Genomic DNA, 14,097 nt, shown 5'->3' with positions numbered 1-14,097 from the left:
GATCGTTTCCGGCTGGTGCCGGCGACCGGCGGACAGGGTCAGATCCGTGCGAGGTTGTGCGATTTCCACCGTGCTGAACAGTCTTTCGCTCCGCAGCGTGCGGCATCGCCGCACGGCGAGTGGTCCTGGGGTCATGTCAGCGGACTGCTGTCTTCGATGATCGGGCTCGTCCTCGTCACCCATGGGCGCCTGGCCGAAGAACTTCAGGCCGCGCTTGAGCATGTGGTCGGTCCGCAGGAGCGCATCGCCACGATCTCGATCGGACCGGACGACGACATGGAGCAGCGCCGGACCGACATCGTCGAGGCGATCAACTCCGTGGATGACGGGAGCGGCGTCGTGGTCCTGACCGACATGTTCGGCGGCACCCCATCCAATCTCGCGATTTCGGTCATGCGGGCCGGTGCGATCGAGGTGATCGCCGGCGTCAATCTGCCGATGCTGGTCAAGCTCGCCAGCGTGCGGGCCGACACGCCGCTGGTTCAGGCCGTCGACGACGCCAAGACCGCCGGCCAGAAATATATCAGCGTGGCCAGCCAGGTTCTTTCGGGCCGATGACGGACGAAGCGGATGCGGTTCGGTCCGCCAGGCTCGTCATCGTCAATCAACGCGGGCTGCACGCCCGCGCATCCGCGAAATTCGTCAAGTGCGCCGAGCAGTTCCGGGCGGACGTCACCGTCGAGCGGGATGGCCAGTCGGTGGGCGGCACATCCATCATGGGGCTCCTGATGCTGGCCGCCGGGCCGGGAACCGGGATCACCATCACCGCGACGGGGCCGGAAGCCGAGGCGGTGATCGATGCGCTGACCCAGCTGGTCGAGAGCGGGTTCGGCGAGGATGCGATGCCGGGGGCCTAGGTCGCGTGGGGCTCCAGATTCAATAAGCTGCGCGATCCCGAAGGTGCGCGATCCCGATCCCGGTTCGCTCCGTCCGGCGGATTGCGAATGGACGGGCTCCGAGGGCACACCGCCTTCAGGCAGGATTGCCCGGGGCGCGTCCGCCCCACCCAAATACCTGAATCCAGAGCCGTTTTTCGTCGTCCGACCGGTTTGTGCCGATCGGACGGGCTGTCTCGTCCGATCGCATGGGACCGATGCGCCGGGCGGCTCAATATAAAGAAATCTTTATATCCTTATTGAACCCGGGCCTCTGGACCGCTATACCCTCCCTCACGTGGCGCGCCGCGGCCCTTTCGCGCGCGCTGAACGCACGAAATCACAGACAAGGAGCGATACACATGCTCGACAAGCCCGCATCCGACTACGTCGTCAAGGACATCGGCCTGGCCGATTGGGGTCGGACGGAGATCGACATCGCCGAAACCGAGATGCCCGGCCTGATGGCCGTGCGCGAGGAGTACGCGGCGTCGAAGCCGCTCAAGGGCGCGCGGATCGCCGGCTCGCTCCACATGACGATTCAGACCGCCGTCCTCATCGAGACGCTGGTCGCCCTGGGCGCCGACGTGCGCTGGGCCTCCTGCAACATCTTCTCGACCCAGGACCAGGCCGCCGCGGCCATCGCCGCCACCGGAACGCCGGTGTTCGCCGTCAAGGGCGAGAGCCTCGAGGACTACTGGGAGTACGCCGACCGCATCCTCGACTGGGGTGACGGCGAGACCTGCAACATGATCCTGGACGACGGCGGCGACGCCACCATGCTCGTCATGCTCGGCGCCAAGGCCGAGAAGGATCCGTCGGTCCTCAACAACCCGAAGAACGACGAAGAGAAGGCCCTCGTCGCGACCATCAAGCGTCGCCTCGAGAAGGATCCGACCTTCTATTCGCGCTGCCGCGATGCCATCAAGGGCGTCTCCGAGGAGACGACCACGGGCGTCATGCGTCTCTACCAGATGGAGAAGCGCGGCGAGCTGCCGTTCCCGGCGATCAACGTCAACGACTCCGTCACCAAGTCGAAGTTCGACAACAAGTACGGCTGCCGTGAATCGCTGGTCGACGCGATCCGTCGCGGTACCGACGTGATGATGGCCGGCAAGGTCGCCATCGTCGCCGGCTACGGTGACGTCGGCAAGGGCTCGGCCCAGTCGCTGTCGGGCGCTGGCGCCCGCGTGATGGTCACCGAGATCGACCCGATCTGCGCCCTGCAGGCCGCCATGGACGGCTTCGAGGTCGTCACGATGGAAGAGGGTGCTCCGCGCGCCGACATCGTGGTCACGGCGACCGGGAACAAGGACGTTCTGACCGTCGATCACATGCGGTCGCTCAAGGACATGGCGATCGTCTGCAACATCGGCCACTTCGACAACGAGATTCAGGTCGACGGCCTGAAGAACTTCAAGTGGAAGAACGTCAAGCCGCAGGTCGACCTGATCGAGTATCCGGACGGCAAGCGCATGATCCTGCTCTCCGAGGGCCGTCTGGTGAACCTCGGCAACGCGACCGGCCATCCGAGCTTCGTGATGTCGGCCTCGTTCGCCAACCAGACGCTCGCCCAGATCGAGCTGTGGACCAAGGGCGAGCAGTACGAGAACAAGGTCTACGTGCTGCCGAAGCACCTGGACGAGAAGGTCGCCGAGCTGCATCTGCGCAAGCTCAACGCCGAACTCACCCAGCTGTCCGACGAGCAGGCCGAGTATATCGGCGTGCCGGTGAAGGGTCCGTTCAAGGGCGAGCAGTACCGCTACTGATCGAGGCGGCGGCGCCGGATCATCCGGCGCCCTCCGACACTGCATTTCGGAAGACGCCGGTCCGTTCGGGCCGGCGTTTTTCGTTTGCGGGACATGCCGTGCCCCAACCGACCGGGCCGCACGCTTCGGGTCCCAAAGCGCCGCCGGATCGACTAAACTCGCCGGGCTGCGATTCGCGCCTGGAGGCTTTTCCGACCGGCCTGCACGCAGGTTGCTTCAGGTGCACCCCCGAACCCGCGGACACGGCCCGCCGCCAAGACCATGATCATCCCGATGCTCCGGCCGCGCGCCGTCCTTGCTGTTGCCGGCTGCCTCGTGGCGGGTCCCGCGGATGCGGCCTCCGGTCCGGCCGGCGGGGCGGGCGCCCTTCTGGCGACCACGGCCGGGGTCGCGCTGCTTGCGGCCATGGGCCTCGGCGGGCTCGCCGCCGTTCTCTACGAGCGGAGCCGGTCCGCTGCGCGAATGGCGGAGGAAGCGGCGACGCGGGCGGAACAGGCCGAGGCGCTGGTGGCGGCGACCGACCGCCGGATCCTCGTCTTCCCTCTGTCCGGGGACGGGCCGGAGGTCTACGGCGGACACGATCTCGACGAGACGCCCGGCAGCGCGGACGCGCTTGCCGATTTCGCCGGCTGGGTCGATGCGAAGGACGCCGCCGGTCTGGCCGCGGATGTCGACGCCCTGAAGGACAGCGGCACCGCCTTCCTGCGCGAGGTGCGCACGCGTGCCGGCCATCGGGTTTCGTGTGCCGGCCGCGTGGCGGGTGCTGCCGCTGCGGTCGGATTCGCCCCGGTTCGCGAACCGACCGCGCCGGGCCCGGCGCCGACCGTGGCGGAGGGCGTGGTGGACGCCTTCATGGACCGGCTTCCCTATCCGCTCTGGATCCGGACGGCGGCAGGCACGCTGTCCTGGGTCAACGCCGCCTATGCCGCCGCGGTCGATCAGCCGGATGCCGCATCGGCGGTGGCGGCCGGCGACGAACTCCTGGATACGGCCGGCCGCCAGATGCTGGCCCGGGCCCGGACCGAAAGCGGGCGGGCGGAGGCGCGTGTCTCCACCGTCATTCACGGCGAGAACCGGACCCTCGACGTGGTCGAAATCATCGGTGAGGGCGGCAGCGTCGGGGTGGCGATCGACGTCAGCGAGCTCGAGCAGACCCACGCCGCCCTGCGCCGAACGGTCGACTTCCATGCGCGCACCCTCGACGAGCTGGCCACGCCGGTCGCAGTTTTCGGCCCGGACCGGCGGCTGCAGTTCTACAATCCGGCCTACCGGGCCCTGTGGGATCTGGATGCCGGCTACCTCGACAGCCATCCCGCCGACGAGGCGCTTCTGAAGACGCTGAGGGCTCAGCGCAAGCTGCCCGAGCAGGCGGACTTCGATGCCTGGGTCAAGGGCGTGACCCGGGGCTACCAGGCCGTCGAGAGCTTCGAGGAGTGGTGGCATCTGCCCGATGGTCAGACGCTCCGGGTGATCACCAATCCGCATCCCCACGGCGGCGTGACCTATGTCTACGAGAACGTCACCGAGCGGCTCGACCTGGAAAGCCGCTACAACGCGCTGATCCGGGTCCAGAGCGAGACCCTGGATCATCTGGCCGAAGGCGTGGCGGTGTTCGGCCCCGACGGCCGGCTGCGCCTGTGCAATCCGGTGTTCTCCGCGCTCTGGCAGCTGCCGGCGGAGGCACGGGCCGACCGCACCCACATCACCCGGGTCAGCCAGGCCTGCGCAAAGGGGCCGTCCGACCGCGCCGCCTGGGTCAAGATCGCCGGCACCGTGACCAGCCTGGACGACCGCCGCGAAGCGATCGCCGATCGGCTCGAGCGTGCCGACGGCAGCGTGATCGACTATGCCACCGTGCCGCTGCCCGACGGCGCCACGCTCGCCACCTTCGTCGATGTGACCGACACGGTGAAGGTCGAGCGCGCCCTGAAGGAGCGCAACGTGGCGCTGGAGGAGGCCGACCGGCTCAAGACCGCCTTCATCGGCCACGTATCGTACCAGCTGCGCTCGCCGCTCACGACCATCATCGGCTTCACCCAGCTTCTGACCGGGAGCGGCATCGGCCCGCTCAACGAGAAGCAGCGCGAATATGCCAGCTACATTCACGCCTCGTCCGAGGCGCTGCTGGCGATCATCAACGACATTCTCGATCTCACGACCATCGACGCCGGCATCATGGAGCTGGAGCCGGGGACCGTGGATCTCGCCGCCGTCGTCGCGTCCGCGACGGAAGGCCTGCAGGATCGCATCAAGGAGGCGCGGCTCGCCGTCGTTGCCGACATTCCGGACGAGGTCGGCAGCTTCAGCGGCGACGAGAAGCGCATCCGCCAGGTGATCTACAATCTTCTGGCCAATGCCGTCACCTTCTCGCCGGAGGGCGGTTCCGTGGAGATCCTCGGACGGCGCCAGTCGGGGGAGATCGTCCTGACGGTCTCCGACCAGGGTCGCGGCATCGAGGCGGAGAAGATCGATGCGGTGTTCGACCGGTTCGTCTCCGATCCGTCGGGCGGCCGCAGGCGGGGCGCCGGACTGGGTCTTGCCATCGTGAAAAGCTTCGTCGAACTTCACGGCGGTTCGGTCGACATCCGGTCCGAACCCGGCGCCGGGACCACCGTGACCGTCCGTTTTCCCGACCGTCCGCGGCTCGCCTAGGCGGCCCGGCCCAGGAGTGCTCCCGGTCCGATCATGAGCGAACCCGTTTCGACCCTCACGCTTTCCGACGAGACGGACACGGTGCGTCTCGCCGAGGATATCGCCGCCGTGCTCAAGCCCGGCGATCTCGTCACGCTCTCCGGTCCGCTCGGCGCCGGCAAGACGACCTTCGCCCGGGCCCTGCTGCGGGCCATCGCCGACGATCCCGATCTGGAGGTGCCGAGCCCGACCTTCACGCTGCTGCAGCCCTACGACCTGCCGCGCCTTCAGATCGCGCACGTCGATCTCTACCGGCTGAGCGATCCGGAAGAGGCGGCGGAACTGGCTCTGGACGATCTCCTGGTGGAGGGTGCGGTGCTGGTGGAGTGGCCCGAACAGGGGGACGGGATGCTGCCGGCGCCGGCGCTTGCCATCGCGCTGGAACCCGAGCCGGGCGCCGAAATGCGCTCGGCGTCGCTGGAGGCCGCGCCCTCCTTCGCGCATCGGCTTGCCCGGAGCCGGGCGGCGCGGCGCTTTCTGGTCAACGCCGGATACCGCCGCGCGACGCGCCGTCATCTTCAGGGCGATGCGTCGTCGCGCGCCTATGAACGGATCGGCGGCGGCCGGGAGCCGGCCATCCTGATGAACGCGCCGACCCAGCCCGACGGTCCGGCGATCTATGGCGGCCAGCCCTACAGCAAGCGGGCGCATCTTGCGGAAACCGTTCGGCCGTTCGTGGCGGTCGGCGACGGGCTGCGCGCCCACGGCTATTCCGCGCCGCGCGTCATCGCCCACGATTTCGAGGCGGGGTTCCTGTTGCTGGAGGATCTCGGACGCGATCCGATCCTCAGGGACGGGCAGGTGGACGAAGATCGATATGCACTGGCGGTCGATCTTCTGGCCGATCTCCACAACCGGCCGATGATCGAGAGCGTGCCGCTTCCCGGCGGCGCGCGCCATGTCCTGCCGCCGTTCGACCGGGGCGTGTTCCTGATTGAGCTGTCGCTCTATCCCGACTGGTTCATTCCCTTCGCCACCGGAGGAGAAATGGAATCGGGCGCCCAGGAGGCGTTCCTGAAGGCGTGGGACGACCTCTTCCCGCTGGTCGAGGACGCCGAACAGCACTGGCTTCTGCGGGACTTCCATTCGCCCAACCTGATGTGGCTGGAGGGGCGGAAGGGTCTCGGCAAGGTCGGCCTGCTCGACTACCAGGACGCGCTCATCGGCCCGAGCGCCTACGATGTCGCTTCGCTCCTGCAGGACGTGCGCGTGACCGTATCGCCGGAGCAGGAGGCGCGCCTGTTCGACCGCTACTGTGCGGCGCGCGCGGCGGCCGATCCGGACTTCGACCGGGACGATTTCGCGCTCGCCTATGCGCTGATGGCGGCCCAGCGCGCGACCAAGGTTCTGGGCATTTTCGCCCGGCTGGCCCGGCGCGACGGCAAGACCGGCTATCTCGCCCACATCCCGCGCGTGTCATCCTATCTTGCGCGAACCCTCACCGACCCCGTATTTGGCAACCTCACCGACTTCTACGATGCCGCGTTTGCGGATCTCGCGCCAAAATCCTGATCGGGCCGAAGCACCCTCCATGTCGACTGAGCATTTTCCGAAACGCGCCATGATCCTTGCCGCCGGTCTCGGCAAGCGGATGCGCCCCGTCACCGCAACCACGCCGAAACCCCTCGTGGAGGTCGCCGGACGGGCGCTGATCGACTACGGCCTGGAACGGCTGGAGGCCGCCGGCGTCGAGGAGGCGGTGGTCAACGTCCACTATCTGGCCGATCTGGTGGAGGTGCATCTGACCCGGCGCCCGTCGCCGAAGATCGTGATCTCCGACGAGCGCGCCGCGCTGCTGGATACCGGCGGCGGCATCGCCAAGGCGCTCCCGCATCTGGGCGAGCAGCCCTTCTTTCTCCTGAACGCCGACACGTTCTGGATCGAGGGGGCCCGGCCGAACCTGATCCGGCTCGCCGAAGCGTGGGATCCGGACCGCATGGACGGGCTGCTCATGCTGGCGCCGACGGTGACGTCGGTCGGCTATGACGGATCGGGGGATTTCGATCTGGCGACCGACGGCCACATCATCCGGCGTCAGGAGCGCCTTGTCGCGCCGTTTGCCTACGCCGGAGCGGCGATCCTCGCGCCACGCATGTTCGAAAACGCGCCGGACGGCGCTTTCTCGCTCAACACGCTGTTCGATCGGGCGATTTCCGACGGGCGCATGTACGGCGTGCGGATGGACGGGCTGTGGCTGCACGTCGGCACGCCGCGCGCGATCAAGGACGCCGAGGCGGCCATTGCGGAGAGTGCGGCCTGAGGCGCCGCCCGCCGATCAGGCGGGTTCGTCCGGGGCCGATGCAGCCCTCAGGAACGTGACGGCGGTGTCGCCATAGGTCCGGCGTTCCAGCACGTCGAACCCGTCGAGCGCGTCGATCTCCTCGCGAACCGTCTCCTCCAGAACGCACAGCGCGCCCGGCTTCAGCCAGCCGCCGGCAAGGGCCGATGCCAGCGCCGCCGTGCCCAGCCCCTGTCCGTAAGGCGGGTCGCAGACGGCGATGTCAAACGGGGCGAGCGTCCCCACCGGGCCCAGTTTCGTGGCGTCGCGGCGCCAGATGCGCACAAGGCCGGTGAGCCCGAGCGCGTCGGCATTTTCGCGCAGGCAGCCGCGCGCGCCCGCCGCCTGTTCCACGAACAGCGTGAACTTCGCGCCCCGGGAGAGGGCTTCCAGACCGAGCGCACCGGTTCCTGCGAAAAGATCGAGCACGCGCGCGCCGTCGACCGGATCGTCGTAGCCGTGTTCCAGAATGTTGAAGATGGCCTCGCGCAGGCGGTCCGTCGTGGGCCGGGTGGCCATCCCGGACGGCGCGGACAGCCGCTGACCGCGAAAGCGGCCGCCGACGATCCTCACCGGCGGGGTCCCTTGCCCGGGCCGGACGGGCGCTGGCCGCCGGAGGGTGGCCGGCCGTTGCCGCGAGACGGTTTCTTGCCAGCGGGTGCGCCGGCTCCGGGCTTTCCGCCCGGCCGGCCGCGCGGACGCTCATCGCCTCCGGTCCTAGGGCCAGACCGCTTTGCGGCGCCGGCGGAGCCAGCCTCCTGCCCTGGGCGATCCGACCGCTCCGGCCGCGGGCCGGCCCTGTCTCCGGTCGAGCGGGCCGGAGAGTCTCCGCCCCGGCGGGGCGGGCGTCCCGCGCCCTTTCCGCCCGGGCTGTCTTCGGGCCGTCGCCCGCGCACCGGGCGGTCGCCGCGCGCGTCCTCTCCGCGTCCGGAAAATCCGCCCTTCCGGTCCTTCCGCTCGCCGCGCCCGTCTGTCCCTTCGTCTCTCCGGGGGCGGTCCCCGGGTGCGTAGGTGCCGCCTCCACGGGGCGGCCGCCGTCCCTCCGGTCCGCCTTCGCGGGCCTCGAACCGCGCCGGGCGCTCCTCCCGGTCCGGGCGTCCGTGGCGGGGGCGGTCGGACGGGCCGGTGCGCTCGTCGGCCCGGCTGCGGGCGCGGCGCTTGTCGCTGGTCATCGGGCGCCCCTCGCGGCGCGGCCTTGTGCCCGCGTCGTCGCGCCTGGATCCGCGACCGGCGGTCTGCGCCGATCCGGCCTGCGGCTCGGAGCGCCCGGTCTGGTGGGTGATCGGCGCGGTGAAATCGGCATTGGCCTCGGCGGCCAGCTTCCGGCCGAGCTGGTCGCGCAGGGTGCGGCCGGGCACTTCGGTCACGGTGCCGAGCGAGAGTTCGCCGAGCTGGAACGGACCGAAGGAGATCCGGATCAGCCGGGTCACCTGCAGTCCCAGCGCCGTCAGCACGTTCTTCACTTCGCGGTTCTTGCCTTCGCGAAGCCCCATCGTGATCCAGACGTTGGTGCCCTGGACCTGGTCGAGGGTCGCCTCGATGGCCCCGTACAGGATCCCGTCGACGGCGATCCCGTCCTTCAGCTTGTCCAGATCCGCCTGGGTCACCTGGCCGTGGGCGCGCACCCGGTATTTGCGCAGCCAGCCGGTCGCCGGCAGTTCGAGAACGCGGGCGAGGCCGCCGTCATTGGTGAGGAGCAGCAGACCCTCGGTGTTGATGTCGAGGCGGCCGACCGAGATCACGCGCGGCAGGTCGGTCGGCAGGCGCTCGAACACCGTCGGGCGGCCCTCCGGGTCGCGCGTGGTGGTCACCAGGCCGCGCGGCTTGTGGTAAAGCCACAGGCGGGTGCGCTCCTTGGTGGGCAGTTCGTGGCCGTCCACGGTGACGGTGTCGCGGGGGCCGACGGTGACGGCGGGCGTGACGAGGGTGACCCCGTTGACCGCGACGCGGCCCTCGGCAATCCAGGCTTCCGCCTCGCGGCGCGAACAGAGGCCGGCGCGGGCGATCACCTTGGCGATGCGGTCTTGGGACGGGGGAGTGGACGGATCGGTCATGACGGAAACTGCCAGTAAAGAGCGGCCTGCGGCATCGTCCTTCATGGACACGGCTCTCAACGAGGCGCGGGCCGCGGCGGCCCGGGGAGAGGTGCCCGTCGGCGCGGCGATCGTCAAGGACGGAACGCTCGTCGCGTCCGCCGGAAACCGCACGCGGGAACTGTTCGACCCGACCGCGCACGCCGAAATCCTGGCAATCCGGGAGGCGTGCCGGGCGCTCGCCGACGAGCGGCTCACCGGCTGCGATCTCTATGTCACCCTTGAACCGTGCCCGATGTGTGCCGGCGCGATCTCGTTTGCCCGTCTGCGCCGGCTCTATTTCGGAGCCGCCGATCCGAAGGGCGGCGGGGTGGAGCATGGCCCGCGCGTCTTCTCGCAGCCGACCTGCCATCACGCGCCGGAGGTCTATGGCGGTCTCGGCGAGACCGAGGCGGCGTCGCTGCTGCGCGACTTCTTCCGCGATCGGCGCTGAGCCCGTCGCGCTCCGGCCCCGGCTCTACTGCGGGGCATCCTCGTCGGCTTCCGGTTCCTCGAAGAACAGGAGCAGGGCAGCGAGCGTTTCGTCGGGGGCTTCCTCGCACAGGAAATGTCCCGACTCGATCTCGTGGCCCTCGACGTTCTCCGCCCAGTCTTCCCAGATCCTGAGCGGGCCGATGCCGTGCCCCGGGATGCCGTGGGACCCCCAAAGCACCAGAGTGGGCGCCGCGATCTTCCGGCCGGCTTCCTGATCGGCGCGATCGTCGTCCCAGTCGGCGGTGGCGCCGGCGCGGTAGTCCTCGCAGGTGGCGTGCATCCGCTCCGTCTGTTTGTAGAAGGCCCGATAGTGGGCCAGCGCGCGCTCGTCGAACGAGGTCAGGTTGCCGGATTTGGTCCAGGCCGCCATCGTGTAGTCGAGATACTGGATCGGGGCACGGGCGATCAGCAGCTCCGGCATCGGCTCGTTCTGGGCCAGGAACAGCCAGTGATAGGCGGCAAGCGCCCGCTGAACGGTGATCCCGTCCCACATGGCAGCCGTCGGAATGATGTCGAGCAACGCCAGCTTTTCCACGACCTCGGGGAAATCAAGCGCCAGCCGATAGGCCACCCGGCCGCCGCGGTCGTGACCCGCCACCCGGAAGCTGGAATAGCCCAGACGGTTCATGACGGCCACGACGTCCTTGGCCATGGCCCGCTTCGAATAGGCCGTGACGTCCGCCCCCGCGCCGACCATCCCGCTCTGGCCGTAACCGCGCAGGTCGGGCAGGACGACCGTGTAGCGCGCGGCGAGCGCCGGGGCGATCCGGTGCCACATGGCGTGGGTCTCGGGAAAGCCGTGCAGGCAGACCAGCGGCGGCCCTTCCCCTCCGATCCGGCAGAAAATGTCGGTCCCGTCGCCTTCGATGGTCTCCGAGCGAAATCCGGAAAAGAGCTCGGGAAGTTCGCGCATTGAGACCTCGCGGGACCGGGACCATCGGAAAGAACGGCGAGCATGCCGGTCGAGGCGCGGGAGCGCAAGGATGGGCTCTCCGGCCCGGCCTGCTCCTCAGTCGGGCAGGCTGACGACCGGCGCGAAGCCGCCGAAAACGAGCCGCTTGCCGTCGAACGGCATGGGGTTCTTCGCCGGATCCATCCGCGGATCGACCTTCGACGGATCGGACATCATCTCCATCATCTTGGCCATGGCGGCGTCGCGCGTCGCCTTGTCGGGCCATTCGATCCACGAGAACACCACCTTCTCGTCGGCAGTTGCCTGCACGGCGCGGCGGAAATCCGTCACCGTTCCGTCGGGCACGTCGTCTTCCCAGCATTCCACAACGCGCGTTGCGCCGAGATCCATGAAGACGCCGTCGCCGACGCGGGCATGGTCGATGAAGGCCTGCTTGTTGGCGGCAGGAACGGCAATGACGAATCCATCCACGTAGGACATGTCCGACCTCGATTGCATTCGGTGAAATACGAAAGGCGCAGCCCGATTGCCCCGGCGGCGCTCAGGCGAAATCGGCTTCTTCGTAGAACGGGCGGATCTCGATCTCGCTCGGGCCGGGCATCGGGTTGGGGCAGCGCTTCACCCATGCCACGGCCTCCTCGAGGTCCTTCACCTCCCAGATCCAGAATCCCGCGACGAGCTCCCCGGTTTCGCTGAACGGTCCGTCGATCACGGTTCGGCCTTCACCGTCGAACGCGACGCGCTTGCCTTTCGAGGTCGGCTTCAGGCCGCCCCCGTCGCGCAGGATTCCCGCTGCGCTCAACTGATCGTTGAAGGCGCCCATCGCCTCGAGCAGCTCGGACGTGGGCATCACGCCGGCCTCGGACGTCTCTGTCGCCTTCACCAGAACCATCACGCGCATGGCCGCCGCCTCCCATTTCCGACGGCACCGGAAGCCGTCCGCCCATAACAACGCCGAACGGCCGCGATCAGGATTCGAACGCAGCAATTTTTTGTTGCATAGATGACCGTGAAGCGCGGCGAAGGGCAAGGGGTCGCCTCGGTGCCTGACGACCAGCCGCCGCAAGGGCGGCCCGAAGCCGCCATCCGGTCGCTGCCGCCGCTCGGATCATAGGCGTTGGCCGAACAGTCACCGTCAGTCGGTGGCGCGCGCGACGCGTGCCTGCCAGACGACGAGAAGCGGCGTCACGACGAGTTCGAGGCAGAGCCCGACGAGATGCGGCGGGGAGGGGACGCCGTCGACAACCAGCGACAGGAGCCGGGCCGCTCCGCCTAAGACGACCGCCGCGGCCGCCAGCCGAAAAAGGGTCGTCTTGCGTTCGATGGCGGGCACCGTCGCCCAGAAGGCGAGCCCGATCGCCAGAAAGATCCCGGACAGATAATGAAAATGGCTGTCGAGATCGACCGGCCAGTCGCCCGACGGCGCAAACGCGGACGGTCCGAGGAGGACGCCGGCCAACCCGGCGGAGACCGGCACCAGTGCAAGGACGGCCACCATCGCCTGGAGGAGGCGTTTGCTGTTCGGCATGGTCATGGCGCCTCTCTTGCGTGTCGCGTCCGGAAAGTGACAAGCCGCCGGCGGAGGCCGCCGACGGCTTGTCGTTTCGTGTCCGCTACGCAGCGAGAGGGTCGGCGGATCCGTGCCCACCGGGCATGGGGGCGCGATGGCGCACATGGGTGGGCTTTGCGCGGCAGCTCCTACCGGTCCAGCGCCCGATTGCCGATGTCGGAGCGGAAAAAGCCTTCCGGCCAGTCGATCTTCGCCACGGCCGCATAGGCCCGCTCGCGCGCTTCCGCGATGGTCGCGCCCGTCGCGGTCACGGTCAGGACGCGGCCGCCGCTGGCGACGAGCCTGCTTCCGTCGAGGCTGGTGCCGGCGTGGAACACGACCGTATCGGGATCGTCGATGGCCTCCAGGCCGCGGATCCCGCTGCCGCGCTCGACCGGACCGGGGTAGCCCCGGGTGGCCATCACCACGGTGAGCGCCGCGTCGTCGGACCAGGTGACCTCGGTCTCCGCGAGGGTGCCCTCGGCGGCGGCCATCAGGAGCTCGGCCAGATCGCTCGTCAGCCGCATCATCAGGACCTGGCATTCCGGATCGCCGAAGCGGACATTGTATTCGATCAGCTGCGGGCCCTCGTCGGTGATCATCAGGCCGGCATAGAGCACGCCGCGCACCGGCGTGCCGCGGGCACGCATGGCGGCCACCGTCGGCTCGACGATTTCCGACATGGTCCGCGCGATCATGTCATCGGTCATGACCGGCGCCGGCGAGTAGGCGCCCATTCCGCCGGTGTTGGGGCCCCGGTCGCCGTCGAACGTGCGCTTGTGGTCCTGGGCGGTGGCGAGCGGAACCACGGTCTCGCCGTCGGTCACGGCAAAGAAGCTCGCCTCCTCGCCGACCAGCTTCTCCTCCAGCACGACTTCCGCCCCGGCGTCGCCGAAGGCGCCCGAAAAGCAGGCTTCGATGGCTTTGGTTGCCTCTTCGAGGGTCTCGGCGACGACCACACCCTTGCCGGCCGCGAGCCCGTCCGCCTTCACGACGATCGGCGCGCCCATCTCCTGGAGGGCGGCCAATCCGGCTTCCAGGGTGGCGGCGCGCCGGAACGCGGCGGTGGGAATGCCGGCCTCGGCGCACAGTTCCTTGGTGAAGGCCTTCGATCCCTCCAGCGCGCTCGCCGCCTTCGACGGGCCGAAGACGCGGATGCCGGCCGCCTCGAGATCGTCGGCGAGGCCGGCAACCAGGGGCGCCTCGGGCCCGATGACCACCAGATCGATCGCGGTGTCGCGGCAGAAGGCGACAACGGCGGCGTGATCGGCGGCGTCGAGCTTTGCGGTTTCCGCGATCGCGGCGATGCCCGGATTGCCGGGTGCGGCGATCAGGCGATGAATGCGCGGGGACTTCTTGAGGGCCCAGGCGAGCGCATGTTCGCGGCCGCCGCCGCCGATCAGCAGGATGTTCATGGTGCGGGTGGTCATGTCTCTCGGATGTCGGGAATGGACG

General features: G+C 68.9%; 14 protein-coding genes. 7 read left to right on the top strand and 7 right to left on the bottom strand.

All coding sequences use genetic code 11. The features are described 5' to 3' along the window. The first annotated feature begins 156 nt into the window (after positions 1–156). The 6 genes from J2S73_RS15995 to J2S73_RS15970 all read left to right on the top strand — a co-directional run bounded on the left by J2S73_RS15995 (position 157) and on the right by J2S73_RS15970 (position 7,595). Entirely contained in the window at positions 157–558 is a 402-nt protein-coding gene (locus J2S73_RS15995) for a PTS sugar transporter subunit IIA (RefSeq protein ID WP_306886621.1), read from the top strand. Further along, positions 555–857 (top strand): HPr family phosphocarrier protein, encoded by a 303-nt coding sequence (locus tag J2S73_RS15990; RefSeq protein ID WP_306886620.1) that lies wholly within the window; start codon positions 555–557, stop codon positions 855–857. Before J2S73_RS15995 ends, J2S73_RS15990 begins: the two co-directional genes overlap by 4 nt. A 380-nt stretch (positions 858–1,237) precedes the next feature. Further along, a complete protein-coding gene (ahcY, locus tag J2S73_RS15985; RefSeq protein ID WP_306886619.1) occupies positions 1,238–2,644 on the top strand; it encodes an adenosylhomocysteinase in 1,407 nt (468 codons plus the stop codon). 273 nt (positions 2,645–2,917) lie between these two features. Then, positions 2,918–5,296, top strand: coding sequence for a sensor histidine kinase (locus J2S73_RS15980; protein ID WP_306886618.1), 2,379 nt, complete (start codon positions 2,918–2,920; stop codon positions 5,294–5,296). A 33-nt stretch (positions 5,297–5,329) separates the two neighbouring features. Then, positions 5,330–6,847, top strand: coding sequence for a tRNA (adenosine(37)-N6)-threonylcarbamoyltransferase complex ATPase subunit type 1 TsaE (tsaE, locus tag J2S73_RS15975; protein WP_306886617.1), 1,518 nt, complete (start codon positions 5,330–5,332; stop codon positions 6,845–6,847). A gap of 19 nt (positions 6,848–6,866) precedes the next feature. Beyond that, positions 6,867–7,595: a nucleotidyltransferase family protein gene (locus J2S73_RS15970; RefSeq protein ID WP_306886616.1), complete on the top strand. Its 729-nt coding sequence runs from the start codon at positions 6,867–6,869 to the stop codon at positions 7,593–7,595. 15 nt (positions 7,596–7,610) lie between these two features. Here the strand turns inward: J2S73_RS15970 and rsmD are convergent, their stop codons facing one another. Together rsmD and J2S73_RS15960 are read right to left on the bottom strand one after the other, a co-directional pair. Beyond that, on the bottom strand, positions 7,611–8,186 hold the full coding sequence (gene rsmD, locus J2S73_RS15965; RefSeq protein WP_306886615.1) for a 16S rRNA (guanine(966)-N(2))-methyltransferase RsmD: 576 nt from the start codon (positions 8,184–8,186) through the stop codon (positions 7,611–7,613). Further along, positions 8,183–9,667, bottom strand: a complete 1,485-nt coding sequence (locus J2S73_RS15960) for a pseudouridine synthase (protein WP_306886614.1) — start codon at positions 9,665–9,667, stop codon at positions 8,183–8,185. The genes rsmD and J2S73_RS15960 overlap by 4 nt, the downstream gene beginning before the upstream one ends. Between J2S73_RS15960 and J2S73_RS15955 the strand changes: the two genes are divergently transcribed. After that, positions 9,666–10,139 (top strand): nucleoside deaminase, encoded by a 474-nt coding sequence (locus tag J2S73_RS15955; RefSeq protein WP_370874445.1) that lies wholly within the window; start codon positions 9,666–9,668, stop codon positions 10,137–10,139. The two genes, J2S73_RS15960 and J2S73_RS15955, sit on opposite strands and share 2 nt — an antisense overlap. Positions 10,140–10,163: 24 nt before the next feature. Here the strand turns inward: J2S73_RS15955 and J2S73_RS15950 are convergent, their stop codons facing one another. The 5 genes from J2S73_RS15950 to purD form a co-directional block, all read right to left on the bottom strand. Then, a complete protein-coding gene (locus J2S73_RS15950; RefSeq protein ID WP_306886613.1) occupies positions 10,164–11,093 on the bottom strand; it encodes an alpha/beta fold hydrolase in 930 nt (309 codons plus the stop codon). 96 nt (positions 11,094–11,189) lie between these two features. Further along, the gene (locus J2S73_RS15945; RefSeq protein WP_306886612.1) at positions 11,190–11,573 is read right to left on the bottom strand and encodes a DUF1428 domain-containing protein; all 384 of its coding nucleotides are present in this window, start codon (positions 11,571–11,573) and stop codon (positions 11,190–11,192) included. A 61-nt stretch (positions 11,574–11,634) separates the two neighbouring features. Further along, positions 11,635–11,994 (bottom strand): YciI family protein, encoded by a 360-nt coding sequence (locus J2S73_RS15940; RefSeq protein WP_306886611.1) that lies wholly within the window; start codon positions 11,992–11,994, stop codon positions 11,635–11,637. A 234-nt stretch (positions 11,995–12,228) separates the two neighbouring features. Then, positions 12,229–12,621 (bottom strand): DUF4345 domain-containing protein, encoded by a 393-nt coding sequence (locus J2S73_RS15935; protein ID WP_306886818.1) that lies wholly within the window; start codon positions 12,619–12,621, stop codon positions 12,229–12,231. 170 nt (positions 12,622–12,791) lie between these two features. Next, positions 12,792–14,057 carry a phosphoribosylamine--glycine ligase gene (purD, locus tag J2S73_RS15930; RefSeq protein ID WP_306886817.1) on the bottom strand — a complete coding sequence of 422 codons (1,266 nt, stop codon included), beginning with the start codon at positions 14,055–14,057 and terminating at the stop codon, positions 12,792–12,794. Positions 14,058–14,097 lie beyond the last annotated feature (40 nt).

The sequence above is a fragment of the Amorphus orientalis genome (assembly GCF_030814015.1).
In the GTDB taxonomy this organism is placed as follows: domain Bacteria; phylum Pseudomonadota; class Alphaproteobacteria; order Rhizobiales; family Amorphaceae; genus Amorphus; species Amorphus orientalis.
The sequence above is the reverse complement of the archived record's forward strand: the minus strand, read 5'-3'. Positions and strand labels throughout refer to the sequence as shown.